The organism is Pseudomonas sp. 6D_7.1_Bac1 (assembly GCF_025465945.1).
Lineage (GTDB): Bacteria > Pseudomonadota > Gammaproteobacteria > Pseudomonadales > Pseudomonadaceae > Aquipseudomonas.
Map to the genome: position 1 here is coordinate 17,262 of NZ_JANLNW010000081.1, position 22,879 is coordinate 40,140.

Here is a 22,879-nt window from a genome sequence, read left to right on the forward strand (position 1 = left end):
CCTGCTCGCGAAGAGGCCCCTACAGACACTAGAGCATCAAACCCCGGGCACCGGGCAACTCAGGTCACCTTCCTGGCACTTGAGGTAAGTCTTGAAGGCCTCGACACGTTTTAAAGTCAGCTCTGCCTCGCAGTTGCTGTAGATCATCGGGTAAACGCTGCCACCAGCGACCCCGGACGCCGAGAACGTGCACTCGGCATCACGGAACGCCACCCAGGCCCGCTGTGCGCCGACCAGCCGTTGTTTGCTCTCGGCGTTATCCTTCAAGCGTTCATTTATCTGTTTGTAGAGCGCGTTGAGTTGGGTATCGGCGTTCTTGAAGTCCTTGGCGGCGCACTCGTTCATCGTGCGTTGATCCGCTGCGTTGGCGCAGTCGTCGGCCTGGGCGAGGGGCGTCAGCAGCAGCGGCACAACGGCCAGTAAAAAGCGTGGAAGCATGGAAAGCTCGCTTGGGTCGTCGATGAGTTGAATGGGGGGTGATTGAAGAACAGTCACTCAGGGTGTACAACCCGTGGCGGTTGCCACTCAGCACACTCGGCAATCCCTTCATAGGCCAGCCACGGCACATCGTGAGACGTCCAGATGTGCACCTGCGGCGTCATCCCCGGATCATTATCGAGCGTCGCCACCCGCACAATCACATGGGGCTGAGCCAAACGCTCGGCCACCAGGTGCGAGCCACATTGGGAGCAGAAGTGTCGTAGCTTGCCGGGTGAAGACTCGAAGGATGACAATTTTTCCAAACCTTTGACCCAACGAAAATGCTCACGCATGACCCCGGCCGTCGAAGCAAACGCCGCCGCATGCGCCTTGCGGCAGGTGTGGCAATGGCAGTGGCTGATCGGCATGTCGAGGCTGTCGAGTTCATAGGCGATGGCTTTGCACAGGCAACTGCCGTGGAGTGTGGGCATTGAGGACTCCTCTTGTCGGTGTGTTCAGCCATTAAGGCGGGTGATTGATGCCAATAACAATGCGTCGGCTGTCGCTTCTATCTCATCGCGCATATGCAGCTTCGCAAGCCAACTCTTGGGGATCTTCTGCACACCGTAAAAGGCTCCGGCCAACTGCCCGACAATGGCAGCGGTCGTGTCAGCATCATCGCCCAGGTTGGCGGCTTGCAGAATGGCGTCTTCAAAGCTGTCTGTGTGATGAAAGCACCAAAGTGCCGCCTCTAACGAGGCAACACAATAACCTGTGCCCACGATCTCGGATTTTGGTTTGGCGAGGTAGTTGCCACCGGCAATCGCGGTGACTTTCGGCTCTGAAATATGTGAGTGACTCAGGTGCTGTAAGTCCAATTTCGTTGCACCTTGCAACGCTTTGCAAATCAATCCGGCGAACAACTGACAGCATTCGATGGCTTCCGGCGCAGCGTGAGTGGTTCGAGAACTGCTGCTGGAAAACGTCCTGACCTGATCGATATCCGGGAAGTAAAAAAGCACCACGGGTGCCAACCGCATCAACGAACCGTTACCTGCGGTGAATGGATCAGTCGATCCGGCAAATGGATTACCGGTCTCCTGATAACGAGTCAGGGCTTCGTGTACGGTCATACCAATATCAAAGCAGTCTCCAGTTGAACTCAGGTAACCCCAATGCCACCAATTGAGATAACGACCCATCTGGTCGGAGGCATCAAAACCGTTTTTTGTGAGCAGGCTTTCGGCCAGGCACAGCGCCATAGATGTGTCATCGGTCCACTGGCCCGGTTTCAGATTGAAGGGGCCGCCACCTACCATATTGGTGAGCGTTGGGAACGACCCGCGCGGCTTGAACTCTACGCTAGTACCGACAGCGTCACCGCAGGCCAGCCCCAGCAGGCTGCCACGGTAACGGTCCGAAAGAGAGGGCAACATAAAGCATCCTTGTTTTGGGGCAGAACGCTGCCGACGTTAGCATTTCCAAGGGCAATGGCAGGAAGGTAAAGCTTCTCTCAATGTTTTACGCAACCAAAAAGTTGCTCATTCAGCCGTCCGGGCCTAGTGTTCATTAAAAGGAGGTGACCTATGCATTCATCAGATCGCATCGAAAGAAAGATCCTGCTCAAGGCTCCACGCTCTACGGTCTGGCGCGCTTTGGCCAATGCCGAATACTTCGGCAAGTGGTTTGGCGTCGCGCTCGATGGCAAACGCTTTGTCGCCGGTGAGCGAACCCAGGGGCAAATCACTTATCCGGGCTATGAACATCTGGTTTGGGATGTGCAGGTGACTCGGGTCGAGCCCGAACGGGTGTTTGCGTTCCGTTGGCATCCGTATGCGGTGGAGCCGGACATGGACTATTCGTCGGAGCCCACCACCCTGGTGCTGTTCGAGCTCGAAGACATGGACGGCGGCACTTTGCTGACGGTCGTGGAGTCCGGTTTCGATAACATTCCGGCAGAGCGCCGTCTCAAAGCCTTCCGCATGAACAGTCGGGGCTGGGATGACCAAATGACCAACATCGAGACATACCTTGCCGCCCCCTGACTCTTTGACACTGGATGTACCGTCGGCCGCCACCGCGCTGGGCCGCTCGGCGCTGACCTTCGCCGCCCTCGGTGACGAAACCCGGTTGCGGCTGATCGACGTGTTGTGCGGCGGCGGGGCGATGTCGATCGCGCAATTGACCGCCGGTACCGACATCAGCCGCCAGGCCGTGACCAAGCACCTACGGGTGCTGGCGGACGCGGGTCTGGTGCGTGACACCAAACTGGGGCGTGAGCGCCGATGGGTCTTTGAGCCGACGCAACTGGACGAAGCACGCCGCTCGCTGGAGGGCATCAGCCAGCAGTGGGACCACGCGTTGACGAATCTGAAATCCTTTGTCGAGCCATGACCTTTTCAGGCATGTTTGAACCCTGTCTGACGCACTGAGTCCCGCCGAAGGTCAGCTGCAGGTCGCGAAACTCGCGGCTCAGATGTTTCAAGCCTGACGGTTCTAAGGGTTTTCGGAAGTGTTGCAATAGCGAATGTCTTACACGAGATGGTAACGATGTCGTCTATTGCACATTGGATCCGAAGTCTAATCTACACCCATCAACTGAAGCGCAGGACGCGCTCAGGGTCATGGATGATCGACCATTGCAAGGATCGCAGCGACAGGATGTCGTCATGGTCTTGAAAAACCCGCTTCGGCGGGTTTTTTTATGGGCGCTGTAAAAGTCTGTTTCAGACTTGGCGAAGCGCGTTATCGAGCCGTGCCGCTGCACGCTCGGTGATCTGCGTGCGTTGATAGAGCGTAGCGGCCGCACGCCGTTGAGCTTCTTCAAGCACGGCTTTGGGCGCGGTGTGCGGGTCGCCCGAGGTGAAGGGTGGGGCGGGCGCGTATTCGAGTTGCAACTGCACCAGCTGCGCGGCTTCATCGCCATACAACTCGGCCGCCAGGGTCAGGGCGAAGTCGATACCGGCGGTGATCCCGCCACCCGTCAGGAGATTGCCGTCGCGCACCACCCGATCACGAACCGGAATGGCGCCCAAAGGTGCCAGTAATTCGTGGTAAGCCCAGTGGGTCGTTGCGCGTTTACCTTTGAGCAAACCCGCGGCGCCGAGCACCAATGCGCCGGTGCACACCGAGGTCACGTAGCGTGCCTTGGCGGCTTGGGCCTGAATGAAGGCCAGGGTCTGCGGGTCTTCCATCAACGGCCCGACGCCACTGCCTCCGGGGATGCAAATCACATCCAGGTCCGGGCAGTCATCGAATGTGGTGGTCGGCTTCAGGACCAGGCCGGTGCTTGCCGTCACAGGGATCAGGTCCTTCCAGATCAAATGCACCTTCACGTCCGGCAGCGAGGCCAGCACCTCGTAAGGTCCGGTCAGGTCCAGTTGCTGCACCTGTGGAAACAACAGAAAACCGATCTGCAACGTCATGACGCTCTCTCCTGAGTCGAGTGGCTCGCACCCGGCATGGGTGGACGGTTTGACTCTAAGCTCGTAGGATTTGGCGTACACGCCAATAAACCCTCGAATTACGCCAATCATGCCGAACTCACCGAAAACCATTCATGTCCTGGCCTTCGCCAAGGTGCAACTGCTCGATGTCACCGGGCCGTTGCAGGTGTTTGCCACGGCCAATGACATCGCCGCTCAGCGAGGGCTGCCGCCGCCCTATGCACCCACGGTGATCGCTGATGGTGGCGGGGCGGTGATGTCATCGGCCGGGTTGGCATTGCTGGCCGAACCGTTGCCAGACGGGCCTTCCGACACCTTGATCATCGCTGGCGGCTGGGGTGTTTACGCGGCGGCTGAAGACGCTGTGCTGGTTGACTGGGTGCGCCAACAAGCGGCCAGTTCACGGCGCGTGGCGTCGGTGTGCACGGGCGCCTTTCTGCTGGCCGCCAGCGGCTGGCTCGACGGTCGTCGCGTGGTCACCCACTGGACCCGCTGTGATCAGCTGGCGCAAAAGCACCCGAAACTGCGGGTCGAGCCCAACCCGATCTTCATCAACGATGGCCCGGTCTGGACCTCCGCCGGTGTCACGGCCGGCATCGACCTGGCATTGGCGCTGGTAGAATCGGATCTGGGGCGCGCAATGGCGCTGGACGTCGCCCGGCAACTGGTGGTGTTCCTCAAGCGTCCGGGCGGCCAGTTGCAGTTCAGCGTGACCCTGGACCTGCAACAGCACGGCAACCGTTTTGATGAGCTGCACGCCTGGATCGCCGAAAACCTCACCCTGGACCTCGGCATCCCGGCGCTAGCCTTGCAAGCCGGTATGAGCGAACGCAGCTTCATCCGGCACTATCGTGCCGACACCGGCCAGACTCCGGCGCGGGCCATCGAACTGATCCGTGTTGAAACCGCACAACGATTACTGAGTGAGACCGGAGTGCCGATCAAGCGGGTCGCCGTGCAATGCGGCTTCGGCAGCGAAGAAACCCTGCGCCGCAGTTTCCTGCGGGCCATGGGCGTGACACCGCAGGCGTATCGCGAGCGGTTTTCGCGCGAAAGCGTGGTTGAAGACGCTTGAGTCAGCTGACCTCCTGCTCCTGGGCTTCCATTTCTGCCGGCTGGTTGAAGTATTTCGAGCTGTCCGGGGTGAAGGTCACCACCATGTTGGTACTGGAGCAGGTCATCACCCGCTCCTGAGTCAAGTCGATGTCCAGGTCCTCACCGCGCAGGCCTTGCCATTGCGCGAGGTATTTGAGAGAGCCGAATTTATCGCGCTTCTTAAGGCTGCGGCTGACGCCACCTTTCCAGCCGAGTACCGGGAGTTCACCGGCCAGGCAGCGTTCTGCAATACCGGGGAATTTGGCGGCGCGTTCGCGACCGATCTCCCAGCATTTGATCAGGCCCTTGTCTTCGGCTTCCCAGAGTTGATCCCGGGTCAGGCCTGAGCGGGGAGGTGCTGTGATGCTGCATTGGATGCGATGGTTCATTCTGGTTCCTTGAATGCGGGTTTTTGTTGAACAGCTCCGCTGTACCCGTTGAAGGGGCGATGTTATGAGGCCGGTGGCTGGCTTGCAACCGCATATTTCAGCGTGCGGGATCGCCAGGATCGCAGCCTGCGGCAGCTCCTACGCAAATCCGTAGGAGCTGCCGAAGGCTGCGATCTTTTGGGGCTTTCATCATTAAACGCGTTTCGTCAGGTGGACCGGGTCATCGTTCATCGCTAGCAAGCTAGGCTCCTACAGAAGTGGCGTTGGCCGGGGAAATATCCGACGGGGATTTAAGGTTGCGGTTAGGAAGGGCGCGGGACTAGCCTTTGTTGGTCGCTGCCAATTCAGCGGCCGGGTTTGGTCACCTGTTCAATGTCAGGCGCATGAGCGCCAACCTAAGCATGTCGGCGCTTTTTTTTGCACTTGCCGTTATGCTTCGCGGTGGGCTGTGCGCGGGGCACTTTCGAGTGCGCCGGGTGCCTGACTTCCCGGTTGACCAACCTGCGTACCGCCCACCACCCATCGTTTGGTCACGATGCTGGTGAGCTTCATGAATGTCAGGAGTTTCAACCATGGTCAAAATCACCCCCAATCCCCCCGAAAACCCTAGCGTTTCCCCTTACGACTCCCTCGATTCCAGCAAGCTGCATGACGCCGCCGAGCGCGCGTTGGATTACCACTTACCGCCGTTCACCCCGCCACCGAAACTCGATACCCGGCCGGGTAAAATGTTTGTGGTCATCCCCGATGCCGATAACGAAACCCTGCTGGCCCACGCCAGCGAAACCCTGGCATCGGTGAATGTGTTGGCCAGCGATCTGGCCTTCGAACTGGAAGGTTCACGGCGTCATGTGGCGCTGGCGATTCAACAGATGGTGGTGTTGAGCGAGTTATTGGTGAACCGGGCGCTGGATAATTTCGATCCATACGACACGGACGCGTAGCGGACAACCTGTGGCGAGGGAGCTTGCCCAAAAGATCGCAGCCTTCGGCAGCTCCTACGCGGAGGAGTCGAATCCGTACGCAAATCCGTAGGAGCTGCCGCAGGCTGCGATCTTTTTTCTCTGCAACGGCGAACTGTGGCAAGTTGCACACCCCAGCAGAGGATGGAACCCGATGGCAAACCCCTACCGCGAATTATTCAACGCCCCAGGCAGTCGCGCCTTTGTGCTGGCGGGGATGGTCGCGCGCATGCCGATTTCGATGACCGGCATTGGTCTGATCACCATGCTCTCGCAATTGCAGGGCGGTTACGGCTTGGCCGGGTCGGTGGCGGCGATCTTTGCCCTGGCCACGGCGTTTTGTGCACCGCAGGTGTCGCGCATGGTCGACCGTTTTGGTCAGGGCCGGGTGCTGCCGGTTTCTGCCGTGGTCGGCGGCGGGGCGCTGTTGCTGCTGTTGCTCTGTACACGATTACAAGCGCCGAACTGGACGCTGTTTGTGTTCGCCGCACTCGCCGGTTGCATGCCGAGCATGTCGGCGATGGTGCGGGCGCGCTGGACCGAGGTGTATCGCGGTCAGCCGCAGTTGCACACCGCGTATGCCCTGGAGTCGGTGCTGGACGAGGTGTGTTTTATCGTCGGCCCGCCGCTGTCGGTGGGGCTGTGTGTGGTGGCGTTTCCCGAAGCCGGGCCGTTGGCGGCGTTGCTGATGTTGGCGGTCGGGGTGACCGCGTTTGTGTTGCAGCGCAGCACCGAGCCGACGGTGCATCCCCATGACGAAGAGCAACCGGGTTCGGTCGTTGGTTCGGGGGATATACGGCTGTTGATGCTGTTAATGGGCGCCATGGGCACTATCGTCGGGGTGGTGGACGTGGTCAGCGTGGCCTTCGCCCAACAGCAAGGCCAACCGGCAGCGGCGAGCATCGTGCTCTCGGTGTATGCCATCGGTTCGTGCCTGGCTGGGATGGTGTTCGGGGCGTTGAAACTCAACGTGCCGTTGCCTCGGCTGTTTCTGTACGGCGGGGTGGCGACGGCGCTGACCACGCTGCCGTTGCTGTGGGCGGGGAATATTCTCGGGTTGTCGCTGGCGGTGTTTGTCGCCGGGCTGTTTTTTGCGCCGACGCTGATTGTCGCGATGGCGCTGGTAGAGCGCATCGTGCCGCCGGCCAAACTCACAGAGGGCCTGACCTGGCTGATCACCGGGCTGAGTATCGGCGTGGCCATCGGCGCGGCCGGTTCCGGCTGGTTGGTGGATGCCTTCGGTACGCGCAGCGGTTTCTGGTTGTCGATTGTGGCGGGGGCCGTGGTGCTGGGGTCGGCAGTTCAGAGTTATCGCCGGCTCAAGTGAGTGGCACGACCCGGCGATGAGCTGTGGCGAGGAGGCTTCGGCCTTAGAGCTCCAGGCCTTCTTGTATCACGCCGAGAAAGTTGTCCTCATTGAGTTCTACCGGATCCGGTCTTGGTTGTCCGGAACGGGGAATGGTCTGGATCTGCCACTGCGCTTCGCCGTGATCGGTCTCGGTCCGGAGCAAATACAGTTCTTTGCCGTTTGAGAGGATATCGACACGGCCCGTGCCGCCAATGATGAAGCGGGCAATGGGGTCGAGGGTGATGCTTGTGTGGTTGCCCTCGATCAGCAGTTTGTCGATGGCGTAGTTGAAGGTCTCGCCGGAGGGCAGGCTTTCGAACACTCGCGTGGGGACTCGGCGAATGTTCAAGCCGGCTTTAGTCAGTGGCTCCAGCCATGCCTCAAGCCGGTGGTACATGTCATAGACCTGTGTAGGCCAATGTTCTATCGCCATGTCTGCGCAGGCTTCAGCGTCAGCACGGGTTTGCTGTTTTTGCTTCAGTTTCGCGGCGAGCTCATCTGCCTTACTCATTCCGATTTCCTATCGTGCTGTGAGTGTGATCGTAGCGACTTCAAGGTACTTCACCTGGGCGGGTGATGGCCAGTTAGAATCCGCTGCAATGACAGGTTCACTACGCCGAGAAAGATCAACTGATCTGTTCCAAAGGAGAGGGTTAATGAAAAAACTGTATGCACTGGTCGCGCTCTTTGCGCTGACGCTTGGCAGCGTGGGCATGAGCGACGCTCGACAGTCCCGTCACGATAAGCAGCAGACCGAGTCGGTGGCGGGGGTGTTTGACTACTACCTGCTGACGCTGTCCTGGTCGCCGACGTTTTGCCTGACCCACCAGAACAATGCGCAATGCTCGGGCAAAGGCTACGGCTTTGTGCTCCACGGCCTCTGGCCGCAGTACGCCAAAGGCGGCTGGCCGGAGTCTTGTCCGCCGATGGTGCCGTTGTCGCCAGCGGAGCAGAAACAAGGGCTGACGCTGTTTGCAACGCCCAAGCTGCTTGCGCATGAATGGTCGAAGCACGGTACGTGCAGCGGTCTCGGTGCCTCGGGTTATCTGGAGGTGGCGGACAAAGCCGTTGGTGCGGTGAAGATCCCGGACAAGCTGAAACCCTTAAACACCGAGATCTACTTCCCGGCGCAGGAAATTGCGCAGATGTTCCGTCAGAGCAATCCCGGGATACCGGAAGATGGCATCGCAATTGTCTGCAAGGGGCCGGAGTTGTCTGAAGTGCGGGTGTGCCTGGGTAAGGACTTGTCGTTCGGTTCCTGCGGTAAAGGCGTCAAGAATCAGTGCCGGGCGGGGGATATTCGGGTTCCGCCATTGCGTTGATGGAGGACGTTGCGGATTTATTAGCATAAAAAATGGGCGACTTCGGTCGCCCATTTTTGCGTGTTCATAGCGTTTAGCGTGTTGCTTGTCGGTTCGTCATGCCGGCTCATTCAGGGCCTGCACGGGCAAACCCAGTACCGTCAGGTCTTTGCGCAGTTGCTCTGCACTGGTGAACAGCAACGCGTTGAAGCCTTCCCGACGTGCACCTTCGACGTTCGGTAGGTGATCGTCGATAAACACCGCATGGTTGCCCTCGAACCGGTAGCGCGATTTCAGCAGTTGGAAGATTGCCGGGGCGGGTTTGATGATGCCTTCGGCACCGGAGACGAGGATGCCCTCGAACGTGTGCAAGAAGGGAAAGCGCTGAAGGGCAATCGGGAAAGTTTCGGCGGACCAGTTGGTCAGGGCCAGCAAGCGGACACCTTTGGCGTGCAGTTCCTCGAGGATCAGCACGGTTTCTTCCAGCACGCCGCCGAGTGTCTCTTCCCAGCGCTCGCGGTACGCACGAATCAGCGCCTCTTGTGACGGGTGCCGTGCGATGGCTTCGTCGATCCCTTCCTGCCAGGAGCGGCCCGCGTCCTGGCGTTCGTTCCACTCGGGAGGGCACACCTCGGTAAGAAAGGTCTCCATGGCCTGTACGTCATCGCCGAAGATCTTGCGGTAGAGATTTCTTGGGTTCCAGCGAATCAGGACGTTGCCGAGGTCGAACACAACGGTGTCGATGGTTGTCGGGTGGTTCAGAGTGCTCATGCTTTTCCTCCTTGGATTGGCGGGTGTGGGCGGTTTTAGGGTAACCCTGTTTTTACCGCATCCCAAACCGAATAACACCCTCCGTAAACAAACTGATCATCCACCTGAACGGTCCATACAGCAGCGCGCTGCCGCCTTCGATTCGACCGGTATCGCGGTGGTTTTCCTCATCTTCCAGGATCGACTGGATCGTTTCATAGGCCGCCGAATCGTTCCGGCTTTCAAGGTAGTAGAGCTGATTTTTCAGATGGCTCACCACGACCGATTCCACGGCCAAGGTGCAGGCCATGACGCCGCTTTTCCCCAGTAACGCCGAGATGAAACCCATGAACCAGCCCCCGGCGCCGCAGAGCCAGTAGCTCTTGCACTTGATGCCGTTGCGGCGCTGGATCTCCTCCCAGAATCGGTTCATGTGACGTTTTTCGTCTTCCATGAAGCTTTCCAGAAGAGGCACGTAGTCCCTGCGCAGCAGCCGGGAGACAAAAATCTGCGATCGGTAAATGTTGATAGCGCCGAATTCCCCGGCGTGGTTCACCTTGAGAATCTTTTTGGCGGTGTCCAGCGATGTGGCGCTGTCTTTGTAGTTCATTGGACGTGGACGTTCACAAGGCTGTATCGGTGGGGGCATTGATGTTTGAAATGAGCATCAACGATGCGCGTTGAACAATACAGGAGAAAGGTGTGCGAATTTATCACTCGCGTCACTATTTGCCCCCCATCACCCCGTAAGCTAAGCTCCCCGGCACTAAGGGAATTGGGCTTTTGCTCATGCCTTACCCTTCAAGGATGACGCGTTTGCCTACCCCCATTCACGACCCTCACTACGCCCCCGGCGGCCCTCTGAAACGCTTGCCTCTGCGCAAAGCGGCGGTGATGTTTGTTGCCGCGGTTTGCCTGTGTTTGTGTGGCTTGCTTTACCTGCAACTGGAACAGTCCCGGCGCCACGATTTGTCGTTGGCTGAAGTGGCGTCGGCGAACTTGACGCGGGCGATGGCGCAGCAGGCGCAGGACACGTTTTTGAGCGCGGATCTGGTGATGAGCAGCCTGGTCGACTGGATTCAGGCAGAGGGTTTTGGCGTCTTGCAGAACCCACGGTTACAGCGGACCTTTGCGCGCAGGGTGCAGGTGCTTGAGCCGCTGCACGGGCTGTTTCTGTTCGATAAAAACGGCCAGTGGGTGGTGACGTCGTTTACCGATTTGCCGCGTGGTGAGGGTGTGGCTGATCGCGAGTATTTCACGTTCCATCAGCACAATCCTTCGTTGCTCGCGCACATCGGGCCGGCGATACGTAGCCGGCAGAACGGCGAGTGGATCATTCCGATTTCACGGCGGGTGAACGACCAGAACGGCGAGTTCCAGGGCGTGCTGATGGCCGGGATCAAGCTGGCATACTTCGATCGGTTCTTCAAAAGCTTCAGCCTCGATGACAACGGCGTGATGTCTCTGCTGTTGTCGGACGGGACGCTGCTGGCCCGACGGCCGTTTGAGGAGGCGCGAATAGGCGAGTCGGTGGCGCATGGGGAAATCTTCCAGCAGTACCTGCCCCATGCCACCTCCGGCAATGTGATGATCCGTTCGGTGCTGGACGGTGTGGTTCGGCTGTATGGCTATCGTCAGCTGGACGCCTACCCGCTGGTGGTTGCGGCGGCGACCCCCGAAGAGGTGATTCTTCGGGGCTGGTACGCCAACGCCTATCAATCCAGTGTCATCGTCGCCCTGGTGGTGCTCGGCGTTGGTTTGTTCGGCTGGGTGTTTGTGCTGCAGGTCCGCAATGGTGAACGCATCGAGACGGACTTGCGTACCGTGCAAGAGCGCCTGGAAGTGATCGCGACTCACGACAGCCTGACCGGGTTGGCCAATCGTCGACTGTTCGAACGGGCGCTGGACATCGAGTTCGCACGCGGTGCCCGTCAACAGAGTTCGTTGAGCCTGATCATGCTCGATATCGATTTCTTCAAACGTTACAACGACACCTACGGTCACGTGGCGGGGGATCAGCGTCTGGCAGAAGTGGCGCGAGCGGTAAAACGCTGTTGTCAGCGCAAATCCGATCTGGCGGTGCGTTACGGCGGTGAAGAGTTCGCGGTGTTGTTGCCCGATACCGACATTCATGGGGCCTTTACGATTGCCGAACAGATCCGCCATAGCATCAAGGACAAGCACATCATCCATTCCGGCGCGCCGTCGGGATACCTGACGGTGAGCCTGGGCTGTTATGCATTTGTACCCAAAGACGGGGACAGCATCGAAGTGTTCATTGAGCGGGCAGATGCGGCGCTGTATCAGGCAAAGAACTTTGGTCGAAACCGCACGGCGGTGTTGTCAATGGAAGGAAGTCCCGAGGCGGTTGTGCCGTCAGAAGTTTGCTAAGGGGGCAGGGCGCGGTTACAGATCGAGTCCGCCTGTCGTTTTGATTTTTTACGAGGTACCGCATGAAATATTCACCTTCGCGACGTTCATTGTTGAAGGCGGGTCTGACACTGCCGTTGATCACACTGGTGTGCCCGGCATGGGCAACCTCAACCTCTTCGGATAAACAACTGGCCGGGCTGTACAAGAAACTCGCCGAGTTGGAAAAAAGTGCAAAAGGTCGACTGGGCGTTGCATTGATCAACACGGCCACTGGTCACGACATTCAGTATCGGGGCGGCGAGCGTTTTCCGTTTTGCAGTACCTTCAAGTTGATGCTGGCCGCAGCGGTGCTGCACAAAAGCATGGCCGAACCTGGGTTGCTTGACAAACATATCGCCTATGGCGAAGCCGACTTGCTGTCTTACGCGCCTGTTGCCAAACAAAATCTGAAACAGGGCATGAGCGTCGCGCAGTTGTGTGCGGCCACTCTGCAATACAGCGATAACACCGCCGCCAACTTGTTGATCAAGGTGTTGGGTGGCGTGGCAGCGGTCAACCAGTTTGCCAAGACGTTGGGTGACCCGGCGTTCCGACTGGATCGCTGGGAGCCGGAGTTGAACACGGCCATTCCGGATGATCCCCGTGACACCACGACACCCGCCGCGATGGCCGCCAGTGTGCAGAAAGTGGTGGTGGGTGATGCATTGGCAGCGCCGCAGCGCGAACAGCTGGCGACCTGGCTCAAGGGCAATACCACCGGCGATGCAAGCATTCGGGGCGGCACGCCGGCAGGTTGGGTCGTGGGCGATAAGACCGGCAGTGGCGACTATGGCACCACGAACGATGTGGCGGTGCTTTGGCCACAGACGGGCGCACCTGTGGTGCTCGCGGTCTACTTCACTCAACATCAAAAAGACGCTGAAGCGCGTCGTGATGTGCTGGCTGCTGCCACCCGTTTGGTGATGGCGCATTTGTCCTGATCGATGCTGAGGGGGGCGCTAGCGTTGCAGTTGGCAACAGTAAACCAATGCCCGGGATTATTTTTGTGTCAGGGTCATTGGGGAAATCAATTTTGGTCGGGAAGGGGTTATGGCTTATACCTGTTTCCGGTCAAAAGCAGCGCGCTGTTCCTTCTTCTGAGTTGATCCAGTGCAGACGAGGGGTTACGCGAAATCTCATGCACAAGGAGTCCTTCATGACCCAGTCTGAACTGACGAATTTCGATCTCTATCTGAAACGCCTGGGTTACGACGCGCCGCCACCACCCACGCTCGACACCCTTCGTGACCTGCAGTCACGGCATACCGCGGTTTTCCCCTTTGAAAACCTCTCGACGATTCTGCGGGTCCCGGTGCCCATCGACCTGCCTTCGGTAGAACACAAAGTTCTGCACGAGGGCCGTGGTGGTTACTGCTACGAGCTCAACAACATGTTCCTGGTCTTGCTTCAGCAACTGGGGTTTGAAGCACGAGGGATCACTGGGCGGGTGGTGATGGGCGGCCCCGAGGACGCGTTGACCGCACGCACTCACCGCTTGAGCCTGGTGACCCTGGACGGGGTTCGTTATATCTCGGATGTCGGCTTCGGCGGCATGGTGCCCACGGCGCCGCTGCGCCTCGATACGGAAGAAGAGCAGCCGACCGGTCACGAGCCGTATCGCATTGTTCGCAAGGACAGCAGCTACGTGCTGCGTGCGAAAGTCGCGGGTGAGTGGCGGCCAATGTATGTATTTGATCTGCAGCTTCAGTCGGACATCGATTACCAGATCGGCAATTGGTACGTCTCGACCCATCCCGATTCGTTGTTCCGGGGGCAGTTGAAGGTGGCGCGCACAGGCCCGAGGATGCGCCGCACGCTCAACAACGGCAGCTACGCCATTCACCGGATGGGGCAGGAGAGTGAGCGCCGGCAGCTCGCGGACGCTGATGAAGTCATTGAGTTGCTGGAGCGCGAGTTCGACATTCGCGTGCCGCAGCATCCACAGTTGAAGCAGGTGTTGACACAATTGATCAGCTCGAAAGAAAGGCCCGACTGAGTGCTAGAACGTGCGTCAGGCATGGGTCAGTGTTCGAGCCGCTTTGTTTTTTGCCTTCGGGCTGTGTTCATCTTCCAGCATTCGATTGATTTCACTGGCCGCTGCACGCAACGTCTGCTCCAGTGATTTCATCTCGGAAACGGTAATTCCCTTCTTGAGGTGTTTGATGCCCGTGTCGATGGCAGAGGCAGGCGTTGGACTCTGACCTTTTGCGATCAGCAATGCTTGGCGCAAGGTGTTGTTGATCACGGTCTGATAACCGTATCCCGCACTTTCTGCGAGTTCGCGTGCCGCCTCTATCACGGCGTCGTCAAGCATGATGGTGATGCGGGTCTTGCCTTTGCTGGCGGCAACCGGCCCGCGTTTGGCAGTGCTGAAATCGTATTCTTCTTTCATGGTTCAAACCTCCAGGTAGTGGTGGCGCTCATTCTTGATGGCCAGGCGAGCGGAAATGATTCGAACGAAATTCGGATCACGGTAGGTATAGACAACCACCAGTACTCGACCCAAGGCATCCGTACCCATGACGATCCACCGATGCTCATCATGGTCGCTGTCCAGGAGCGTCAGGGCCTTGTCGTCGTAGAACACTGGTTCTGTGTCGGCAAGGCTGATGCCCTTGTGCTTCCTTTTGTTTGCAGCGTTTTTGACCTCGTCATACTGAATTTCAAACGTTTTCATTATGCATACGTTATATGTATATAGAAGGCAGCGAGTGAACCGTTGATCGCTGGAGAGACTTGAAGGTTAGTCGCGGACGAGAGGGGGCTGAGGGAAGAACTATTTCAAGGTTTTGATGTGGAACTGAAGTTTTTGGTTGGAAAACTGTATACAACTCTATAGACATTTGTCTTGAGTCTTGCATACAGTGTGCGCATAACAAAAAACCAGGGAACCCCCCCACGATGAAAACGCCCTCTGTTTCACACCAACGGCCTGAGGATGAAAACCTCGGGGTCGGCGCGAATATGGCTTACGGCCTGCAACACGTTCTGACCATGTATGGCGGTATCGTTGCGGTACCACTGATCATCGGCCAGGCGGCCGGGCTTTCTCCGGCAGACATCGGTCTGTTGATCGCCGCGTCACTGTTTGCGGGGGGCTTGGCGACATTACTGCAAACCCTCGGATTGCCGTTTTTTGGCTGTCAGTTGCCGCTGGTACAGGGCGTTTCGTTCTCGGGTGTCGCCACCATGGTGGCGATTGTCAGCAGCGGTGGTGAGGGCGGTTTTCAGTCGATTCTGGGAGCGGTGATCGCCGCTTCGTTGATCGGCTTGTTGATTACGCCGGTGTTCTCTCGAATTACCAAGTTCTTCCCCCCCTTAGTCACCGGTATCGTGATCACCACCATCGGCCTGACGCTGATGCCGGTGGCCGCGCGCTGGGCCATGGGTGGTAACAGCCACGCCGAGAGCTTTGGCAGTATGTCGAACATCGGTCTGGCGGGATTGACACTGGTGCTGGTACTGATGCTGAGCAAGATCGGCAGCGCAACGATCTCTCGCCTGTCGATCCTGTTGGCCATGGTGATCGGTACAGTGATCGCGGTATTCCTCGGTATGGCAGACTTTTCGACGGTCACTCAAGGGCCGATGTTTGGCTTCCCGACGCCGTTCCATTTCGGCATGCCGACCTTTCACTTCGCCGCGATCCTGTCGATGTGCATCGTGATCATGGTGACGCTGGTGGAAACTTCGGCGGATATCCTGGCGGTCGGTGAAATCATCGGCACCAAGGTTGACTCCAAGCGTCTGGGCAATGGTCTGCGGGCCGACATGTTGTCGAGCATGATCGCACCGATCTTCGGTTCCTTCACTCAAAGTGCCTTCGCGCAGAACGTCGGGCTGGTGGCGGTAACCGGGATCAAGAGCCGCTACGTGGTGGCCACGGGCGGGGTGTTCCTGGTGGTGCTCGGCTTGTTGCCGGTGATGGGGCGAATCATCGCTGCAGTACCGACTTCCGTCCTCGGCGGCGCTGGTATCGTGCTGTTTGGCACAGTGGCAGCGAGTGGTATTCGCACACTGTCCAAGGTCGATTACCGCAACAACGTGAACCTGATTATCGTCGCAACTTCCATCGGTTTCGGCATGATTCCCATCGCTGCCCCCAACTTCTACGATCACTTCCCAAGCTGGTTCGCCACCATTTTCCATTCCGGTATCAGCTCGTCGGCCATCATGGCGATCGTGCTCAACCTGACCTTCAACCATTTCACTGCCGGCAACTCGGACCAGCAGTCGGTATTTGCCGCCGGCACTGAGCGGACCCTGCGCTATCAGGATCTGGCGTCGTTGCGCGAAGGGGATTACTTCAGCGACGGCAAACTGCATGACTGTGACGGGAAGGAAGTCCCGGTGGTAGTGGATTCCTCCCACGGTCCGGCGGAGCATCATTCGGCGCAGTTGAAAAGCAGTGAGCATGTCTGACGACACTGCGCAGAGTGGTGCCTGACCGACGTTACGGTCACAGGCGATAAACAAAAGGGCAGAGGGGATCGAATCCCCTCTGCCCTTTTTGCATTGAGACACGAGGCATCTGCCACCTGAGCATGAAACCGGTGGAAATGGAGCGTCTGGCTGCCGCCGCACTACCGCCCTGGACGGGGCCGGATGGACGTTGAGATGACCACTGCAAATGCAGTCACGCATGTTGCCATCCGCTCGTGAAATCCTTGTCTATAGTCTCTTGAGCTTTCGGAGCGTTTGGTACAGAACGCTCTTTCGGTGCCGAGCCCTGTTACAGCCATTGACGGCTGGTGTGTTGAGAAAGCCCTTTGTTTGACGCAGGGCTGTCGCATTGACTTGCAATGGAGGCGTCACAATCATCATGGTTATACCCCACGTCAATGTACCCTTGTTGCGGCTTGTATGGATTGTCACGGTGCTTTCAATATTGGCAGGCTGCGGAAAGTCTCCCAGCCCGCCTCCGTATGGCGAGGTCGAGGTGACCGTTGTGACGGTCGCTCAGCAAGATACGCCGGTTGACTTCGAATTTACCGCTCAAAGCCAGAGTTCGCATGAAGTAGAGATTCGCGCGCGCGTTGACGGTTTTCTCAACAAGCGGGTCTATACCGAAGGTCAGCCGGTTCAGGCAGGGCAAGTTCTTTTTCTGATGGACCCCAAGCCATTCGAGGCCGCGCTTCAGACGGCCAACGGTGAACTGGCACAGCAGCAGGCCCGGTACACCGTGGCCAAAGCGAACCTCGCCCGCGTCGTTCCTCTCGCGGCTCAAAATGCATTGAGCAAAAAGGATCTGGATGATGCGATTGGCAGCGAGCAACAGGCCAAGGCAGCTGTCATCGCCGCCCAAGGCCAGGTGCAGACTGCGCAATTGAATCTCAGCTATACAACCATCAAGTCCCCGATCAGCGGCGTGTCGAGTTTCGCCAGGTTGCAGGATGGCAGCTACGTGGCGGCGACCTCGGCAGGGCCGCTAACCTATGTGTACCAACTTGATCCGATGTGGGTCAATTTCAGCGTTTCTGAAAATGAGCTGCTGGGGTATCACAACCAAATCATCAATGGGCAACTGCGATTCCCGGCGAACCAGGATTTTGAAGTCTCGCTGGAGCTTGCCGACGGCAGCTTGTTTCCTGCGCGCGGTCGCATCAACTTCAGCAACCCGGCGTTCAGTTCACAGACCGGCACCTTTCTTGTACGAGCGGTGTTTGACAACCCCAAGGGCAGTCTTCGTCCAGGGCAGTTCGTGCGGGCACGGGTCTCTGGGGCCGTGCGGCCCAAGGCCATTCTGGTGCCGCAGCGCTCGGTGCAGCAGGGGGCGAAAGGGCATTTTGTCTGGGTCGTCGACAACGAGTCCAAGGCGCATCCACGAATGGTCGAGGTCGGCGCCTGGCATGGCGATGACTGGTTCATTACGGCGGGTCTTCAGCAGGGTGAGCGCGTGGTCGTCGATGGTGCAATTCGAGTTGCCGCCAATGCGCAGGTGAAAATCATCACGGCCTCCGCTGAGGCAAAACCGACGGCGTCCGCTCAATGAGCATCTCTCATTTCTGTATAGACCGACCCATTTTCGCGGCTGTCATCTCGATCGTCATCACCCTCGGCGGCGCGGTGGCGATGTTCAATTTGCCCATCTCGCAATACCCCGACATTACGCCGCCGCAGATCACCATTTCTACCAACTATCCAGGCGCCAGTGCGGATGTGGTGGCGGATAACGTGGCCGCACCAATCGAGCAGCAGGTGAATGGCGCCGACAACATGATCTACATGAGCTCGTCGAGCTCATCGACAGGTAATTTGACGATCAATGCCTACTTCAAGATTGGCACCGACCCGCAACTGGCACAGGTGGACGTACAGAACAGGGTGAACCTGGCGCTGCCGCAGCTACCTGCCTCGGTGCAGTCACAAGGTATCCAGGTACAAAAGAAATCGTCGGCATTCATGATGGTCGTGGCGATTTACTCGCCCACCAACCGATACGAATCAAACTACATCGCCAATTACGCCAATATTTATGTGCTCGATGCGTTGAAACGCATACCGGGCGCCAATCAGTCGAGCATCTTCGGGGCTCCTGACGCTGCCATGCGCATCTGGTTGAGGCCGGATCGTATGGCACAACTGGGTATCACGGCAGCGGACGTCCAGAGGGCGATTGCCAATCAAAACCAGCAGTTTGCAGTTGGACGTATCGGTCAGTCTCCTACGGGTTCGCCGGTCGAGCAGTCATTTGCCGTGACGACCACAGGCAGGCTGAGCACGCCGACCGAGTTTGACTCAATCATCCTTCGCGCGGCGAACGGCGATGCGGCGACCGTACGGCTCAAGGACGTCGGACGGGCTGAGCTCGGACAAAAGGACTACTCGATTCGCAGTAAATTCCAAGGGTTGCCGGCGACGGTCATGGCCGTTTACCAGCAACCGGGTGCCAATGCCCTGGATGTATCGAAACAGGTGCGCGCAACGCTGGAAGAGATGAAAAAGTCCTTTCCGGAAGGCCTGGATTACAGCATCGCAATGGACACGACCGATTTCACCCGAGCGTCCATCTCCGACGTTATCAAGACATTTTTTGAAGCGCTTGTGCTGGTTGTCATCGTTGTTTACGTGTTCCTGCAGAGCCTGCGTGCCACGTTGATTCCGGTTCTTGCTGTACCGGTGTCGATCATCGGCACGTTCATGGGCATGCTTGCTTTGGGTTTCTCGATCAACATGCTGACGCTGTTCGGCATGGTGCTTGCCATTGGCATTGTGGTGGATGACGCGATCGTCGTGATCGAAAACGTCGAGCGCAATATGAATGTCCATAAGCTGAGCCCGAAAGAGGCCGCAAAGAGAGCGATGGACGAAGTCTCGGGGCCGGTCGTAGCCATTGTGCTTGTGCTGTGCGCGGTGTTTGTGCCGGTTGCGTTCCTCGGCGGTATCACCGGACAACTCTACAAGCAGTTCGCGATCACCATTGCGATTTCGGTGGTGCTCTCCGGGATTGTTGCGCTCACGCTTTCACCAGCGCTGGCAGCCTTGCTGTTAAAGCCAGGGCATGCTGAAAAGCGCGGTTTCTTCAAATGGTTCGATAGTGTTTTTGAGCGCGGGACCGCGGGTTATACGCGCATGGTCAAGCTTGTGATCAAACGCTTCGCAATGGCGTTGTTGTTGTTCGTCGCGATGATCGTACTGGCCGTGATTATGATGAGGTCGATCCCGACCTCGTTCCTGCCGCCGGAGGATCAAGGTTACCTGCTTGGCGCTGTCATCATGCCGGATGCGGCAAGCCTGGACCGCACCGGTGAAGTCAGCCAGCATGTCACCGATTTTTTCATGAAGCAGGATGCCGTCAGCAGCATCACGGTGGTCGACGGCTATAGCCTGCTCGATAGCCAGAACAAGAACAACGCGTCGACATTCTTTGTGGGGCTGAAAAGTTTCGACGAACGCTACACGGCCGCGAACGCCAGAGCGCAGAATGCCCGCGCCGTGATGCTTGAAACCTATCGGGAACTGTCCAGGGTGAAGGAAGGGGTCATTATTCCCGTAAACCCTCCATCGATTCCAGGACTCGGCACCACGGGAGGCACGGAAATCTGGATTCAGGGCAGTGGTGACGGGACCATTGCGCAACTGGCCGCTGTGGTGACGGACTTCGTTGCCAGGGCGAAACAACGGCCGGAGCTCTCGGGTGTCACCTCTACGTTCAATGCGTCGGCCCAGCAACTGCTGGTCACGGTGGACCGTGACAAGTCGCAAGCACTGGGTGTCCCGGTCGAGGATGTGTACAGCGCCATGCAGATGATGTTCGGCTCGATGTATGTCTCGCAGTTCAGCCAATCGAGTCGACTGTGGGAGGTCATTGTCCAGGCGGAGCCTTCGTATCGCCTCAACCCCGAGAGTTTGAATCAGATATTCGTGCGTAGCACGTCCGGCAGTATGGTTCCACTCAAGGCGATTGCATCCTACAAATTTGTCACGGGTCCTGATCTGGTCACGCGCTTCAACAACTTTCCTGCGGTCAAGGTCACAGCGAACGCAGCGCCAGGCTACAGCTCGGGCCAAGTCATCAGCGCCCTCGAAGAGGCGGCTCAACAGGTGATACCGCCCGGCTATGCCATTGGCTGGAGCGGTGAGGCCTATGAAGCACGGCAATCAGGAGGAACTTCAGGCCTGGTGTTCGTCTTCGGCATCGTCATGGTGTTCCTGATTCTGGCGGCGCAGTACGAGAAGTGGAGTTTGCCCGTCGGCGTGTTGATGGCCGTGCCTTTCGCGCTGTTTGGGGCATTGCTCGCCATTCTTCTGCGCGGTCTTGAGAACGATGTCTACTTCCAGATCGGCCTGACGATGCTGGTTGCGCTAGCGGCAAAGAATGCGATTTTGATCTTCGAGTTTGCGGTGTTGAACCGGGAACAGGGCTTGTCACCCTACGATGCAGCCGTCATGGCGGCGACCGAACGCCTTCGCCCCATCGTGATGACGTCATTGGCCTTTATCCTCGGTTGTGTGCCACTCGCCATTGCGGTGGGGGCATCGGCAAACAGCAGGCACTCCATTGGCACGGGCGTCATCGGCGGGATGCTCGGTGCGACGGTCATCGCGGTGTTCTTCATCCCCATGTTCTTCTATGTGCTTGAGTCAATGTCAGAGCGTAGGGCCGGAGCCAAAAAACAGCCCGACCCGCACGATGGTACGCCGGACGTTGAGCATTCGCCTTTGTCTGCTTCAGAGGCAAGTATCACGGCATCTCCACTGTCGACCAAACCAAGGGGTGAATGACGTGCGCACGCCTTGGTCTTTACTCTCACTGGTTCTTGCCCTTGGATTGAGCGGCTGTGTCCTGGGGCCCGACTATGCGCGACCCAAAATAGATTCACCGCAGTCGTTTCGCTTTGAGCAGAAGGATGCCTCAAGCCTGGCCAACAATGCCTGGTGGGAACAGTTTCATGACCCGGTGCTGAATAAATTGATCGCCGTGGCGCTCCAGGAAAACAAGGATGTGAGGATTGCCGCGGCACGTGTGGACCAGTTTCGTGGCCAGTTCGAAACCACTCGATCCCAGTTGTTTCCACAAGTGAGCGCAGGAGCCAGCGCAGAGCGACAACGTGCCTCGCAGGCGGGGCCGCAACCGCTGCCATCGGGTGTTGGTCCGACCTTCAACCAGTACCAGGCCAGTTTGTCGGTCGCCTGGGAACTCGATCTTTTTGGCCGGCTACGGCGGCAGACGGAGGCGGCCAATGCAAACCTGTTGGCGAGTGAAGCGGGGCGCCGTGGGACCATTCTGGCGCTGGTGGCATCCGTTGCGTCTTCATACATCAACTTGCGTGATCTCGACCGGCAGCTCGCAATCATCGATGCAACGGTTGCAAGCCGCGCTGATGCCGTAAAGGTCTTTACACAGCGTTTTTCAGGAGGCGCCGTGTCTCAGATGGAACTGGCACAAAGTCAGTCTGAGTACGAGGCCGCGCTGGCGACGAAACCGCAGATCCAGATTCAGATTGCGCTACAGGAAAGCGCGCTATCGGTGTTGCTCGGTCGCAATCCTGGTCCCATTCTACGCGGTCGTGAACTGGCTGAATTGTCCCCTCCGGTGGTGCCGGGAGGGCTGCCTTCCGACCTGCTTGAGCGTCGCCCTGATCTGGTAGCGGCCGAGCAGAATCTTGTTGCCGCGAACGCACTGATTGGTGCCGCACGCGCAGAATACTTCCCATCGATATCACTCACGGGACTGTTGGGTTCATTGAGTGGGGAGTCTTCGAAGCTGTTCACGGGGCCGGCGCGTGTCTGGTCATATGCGGCGAATTTAGGGGTGCCGATCTTTACCGCAGGAGGTATCGCTGGTCAGGTGAAACAAGCAGAAGCACAGCAGCAGCAAGCATTATTTGAGTACCAGAAAGCGATTCAGGTCGCGTTTCAGGAAGTCGACGACACGCTCATTACGCTGCAGAAGTCCCGCGAGCAACTCGTCACGCAGAACCGTCAGGTCGACGCATTAGGCACTTACGCGCGGCTTGCGCGTTTACGTTTTGATGGGGGGTATACAAGTTACATCGAAGTGCTTGATGCCGAGCGCAGTTTGTTTAGCGCGCAATTGAGTTACACCCAGACCCAGGGTGCCGTATTCGTGTCACTCGTCAATCTCTATAAGGCCATGGGGGGCGGGTGGGTCGTCGAAGCGGAGCGCATGACCTACAACGATTTGCAGCAAGGTGGGAGTAATAGTCTTCCATGATGAGCTACCAGGCTTCACCGCATGGAGCGAGCAGATTCGGAGCTTCGCGACCCTGACAGCAGAAACAAAAAAGGCCAG

The 22,879-nt window shown here is 58.1% G+C and carries 23 protein-coding genes; 13 read left to right on the plus strand and 10 right to left on the minus strand.

The annotated features are described in order from the left end of the window. Positions 1-36: 36 nt before the first annotated feature. Genes NTD87_RS25965 through NTD87_RS25975 form a run of 3 tightly spaced genes read right to left on the minus strand, consistent with a single transcriptional unit; the run spans position 37 to position 1,856 of the window. Positions 37-438: a lysozyme inhibitor LprI family protein gene (locus NTD87_RS25965; RefSeq protein ID WP_262117049.1), complete on the minus strand. Its 402-nt coding sequence runs from the start codon at positions 436-438 to the stop codon at positions 37-39. 53 nt (positions 439-491) lie between these two features. Then, positions 492-911 carry a GFA family protein gene (locus tag NTD87_RS25970; RefSeq protein WP_262117050.1) on the minus strand — a complete coding sequence of 140 codons (420 nt, stop codon included), beginning with the start codon at positions 909-911 and terminating at the stop codon, positions 492-494. Positions 912-935: 24 nt separating this feature from the next. Further along, on the minus strand, positions 936-1,856 hold the full coding sequence (locus NTD87_RS25975; RefSeq protein WP_262117051.1) for an ADP-ribosylglycohydrolase family protein: 921 nt from the start codon (positions 1,854-1,856) through the stop codon (positions 936-938). Between the two features lie 150 nt (positions 1,857-2,006). Between NTD87_RS25975 and NTD87_RS25980 the strand changes: the two genes are divergently transcribed. Both NTD87_RS25980 and NTD87_RS25985 read left to right on the plus strand, forming a co-directional pair. Next, on the plus strand, positions 2,007-2,465 hold the full coding sequence (locus NTD87_RS25980; protein ID WP_262117052.1) for an SRPBCC family protein: 459 nt from the start codon (positions 2,007-2,009) through the stop codon (positions 2,463-2,465). Next, on the plus strand, positions 2,452-2,814 hold the full coding sequence (locus tag NTD87_RS25985; protein ID WP_262117053.1) for an ArsR/SmtB family transcription factor: 363 nt from the start codon (positions 2,452-2,454) through the stop codon (positions 2,812-2,814). Before NTD87_RS25980 ends, NTD87_RS25985 begins: the two co-directional genes overlap by 14 nt. 332 nt (positions 2,815-3,146) lie before the next feature. On the opposite strand, the gene inhA is transcribed toward NTD87_RS25985, so the two are convergent. Then, a complete protein-coding gene (gene inhA / locus NTD87_RS25990) occupies positions 3,147-3,845 on the minus strand; it encodes an isonitrile hydratase (RefSeq protein WP_262117054.1) in 699 nt (232 codons plus the stop codon). A gap of 109 nt (positions 3,846-3,954) precedes the next feature. On the opposite strand from inhA, the gene NTD87_RS25995 reads away from it, so the two are divergent. Then, complete coding sequence (locus NTD87_RS25995) at positions 3,955-4,941, plus strand: GlxA family transcriptional regulator (protein WP_262117055.1); 987 nt, start codon at positions 3,955-3,957, stop codon at positions 4,939-4,941. 1 nt (position 4,942) lies between these two features. Here the strand turns inward: NTD87_RS25995 and NTD87_RS26000 are convergent, their stop codons facing one another. Next, a complete protein-coding gene (locus tag NTD87_RS26000; RefSeq protein WP_262117056.1) occupies positions 4,943-5,350 on the minus strand; it encodes a hypothetical protein in 408 nt (135 codons plus the stop codon). A gap of 572 nt (positions 5,351-5,922) precedes the next feature. Here NTD87_RS26000 and NTD87_RS26005 point away from each other — a divergent pair. Next, complete coding sequence (locus NTD87_RS26005) at positions 5,923-6,294, plus strand: DUF6124 family protein (protein ID WP_123426625.1); 372 nt, start codon at positions 5,923-5,925, stop codon at positions 6,292-6,294. 172 nt (positions 6,295-6,466) lie between these two features. Further along, positions 6,467-7,639 carry an MFS transporter gene (locus NTD87_RS26010; RefSeq protein WP_262117057.1) on the plus strand — a complete coding sequence of 391 codons (1,173 nt, stop codon included), beginning with the start codon at positions 6,467-6,469 and terminating at the stop codon, positions 7,637-7,639. Positions 7,640-7,682: 43 nt separating this feature from the next. Here NTD87_RS26010 and NTD87_RS26015 read toward each other — a convergent pair whose 3' ends face one another. After that, the gene (locus NTD87_RS26015; RefSeq protein WP_262117058.1) at positions 7,683-8,171 is read right to left on the minus strand and encodes a hypothetical protein; all 489 of its coding nucleotides are present in this window, start codon (positions 8,169-8,171) and stop codon (positions 7,683-7,685) included. 145 nt (positions 8,172-8,316) lie between these two features. On the opposite strand from NTD87_RS26015, the gene NTD87_RS26020 reads away from it, so the two are divergent. After that, positions 8,317-8,982 carry a ribonuclease T2 gene (locus NTD87_RS26020; RefSeq protein ID WP_262117059.1) on the plus strand — a complete coding sequence of 222 codons (666 nt, stop codon included), beginning with the start codon at positions 8,317-8,319 and terminating at the stop codon, positions 8,980-8,982. A gap of 96 nt (positions 8,983-9,078) precedes the next feature. On the opposite strand, the gene NTD87_RS26025 is transcribed toward NTD87_RS26020, so the two are convergent. Beyond that, positions 9,079-9,732: an HAD family hydrolase gene (locus tag NTD87_RS26025; RefSeq protein WP_262117060.1), complete on the minus strand. Its 654-nt coding sequence runs from the start codon at positions 9,730-9,732 to the stop codon at positions 9,079-9,081. Between the two features lie 52 nt (positions 9,733-9,784). After that, positions 9,785-10,321: a demethoxyubiquinone hydroxylase family protein gene (locus tag NTD87_RS26030; RefSeq protein WP_262117061.1), complete on the minus strand. Its 537-nt coding sequence runs from the start codon at positions 10,319-10,321 to the stop codon at positions 9,785-9,787. Between the two features lie 206 nt (positions 10,322-10,527). On the opposite strand from NTD87_RS26030, the gene NTD87_RS26035 reads away from it, so the two are divergent. From NTD87_RS26035 to NTD87_RS26045, 3 genes are all read left to right on the plus strand, one after another. After that, on the plus strand, positions 10,528-12,102 hold the full coding sequence (locus NTD87_RS26035) for a GGDEF domain-containing protein (protein ID WP_262117062.1): 1,575 nt from the start codon (positions 10,528-10,530) through the stop codon (positions 12,100-12,102). Positions 12,103-12,164: 62 nt separating this feature from the next. Beyond that, positions 12,165-13,064: a class A beta-lactamase gene (gene bla, locus NTD87_RS26040; RefSeq protein WP_262117063.1), complete on the plus strand. Its 900-nt coding sequence runs from the start codon at positions 12,165-12,167 to the stop codon at positions 13,062-13,064. Positions 13,065-13,279: 215 nt separating this feature from the next. Further along, complete coding sequence (locus tag NTD87_RS26045) at positions 13,280-14,119, plus strand: arylamine N-acetyltransferase family protein (protein ID WP_262117064.1); 840 nt, start codon at positions 13,280-13,282, stop codon at positions 14,117-14,119. A gap of 15 nt (positions 14,120-14,134) precedes the next feature. On the opposite strand, the gene NTD87_RS26050 is transcribed toward NTD87_RS26045, so the two are convergent. Continuing rightward, positions 14,135-14,515 (minus strand): BrnA antitoxin family protein, encoded by a 381-nt coding sequence (locus NTD87_RS26050; protein ID WP_262117065.1) that lies wholly within the window; start codon positions 14,513-14,515, stop codon positions 14,135-14,137. Positions 14,516-14,518: 3 nt separating this feature from the next. Beyond that, on the minus strand, positions 14,519-14,800 hold the full coding sequence (locus NTD87_RS26055; protein ID WP_262117066.1) for a BrnT family toxin: 282 nt from the start codon (positions 14,798-14,800) through the stop codon (positions 14,519-14,521). 224 nt (positions 14,801-15,024) lie between these two features. Here NTD87_RS26055 and NTD87_RS26060 point away from each other — a divergent pair, with 224 nt between their 5' ends. The 4 genes from NTD87_RS26060 to NTD87_RS26075 all read left to right on the plus strand — a co-directional run bounded on the left by NTD87_RS26060 (position 15,025) and on the right by NTD87_RS26075 (position 22,801). Further along, positions 15,025-16,545 (plus strand): nucleobase:cation symporter-2 family protein, encoded by a 1,521-nt coding sequence (locus tag NTD87_RS26060; RefSeq protein ID WP_262117067.1) that lies wholly within the window; start codon positions 15,025-15,027, stop codon positions 16,543-16,545. Between the two features lie 400 nt (positions 16,546-16,945). Continuing rightward, on the plus strand, positions 16,946-18,115 hold the full coding sequence (locus NTD87_RS26065; protein ID WP_262117068.1) for an efflux RND transporter periplasmic adaptor subunit: 1,170 nt from the start codon (positions 16,946-16,948) through the stop codon (positions 18,113-18,115). Next, positions 18,112-21,348, plus strand: a complete 3,237-nt coding sequence (locus NTD87_RS26070; protein ID WP_262117069.1) for an efflux RND transporter permease subunit — start codon at positions 18,112-18,114, stop codon at positions 21,346-21,348. The genes NTD87_RS26065 and NTD87_RS26070 overlap by 4 nt, the downstream gene beginning before the upstream one ends. Before the next feature lies 1 nt (position 21,349). Next, on the plus strand, positions 21,350-22,801 hold the full coding sequence (locus NTD87_RS26075) for an efflux transporter outer membrane subunit (RefSeq protein WP_262117070.1): 1,452 nt from the start codon (positions 21,350-21,352) through the stop codon (positions 22,799-22,801). Positions 22,802-22,879: the final 78 nt, after the last annotated feature.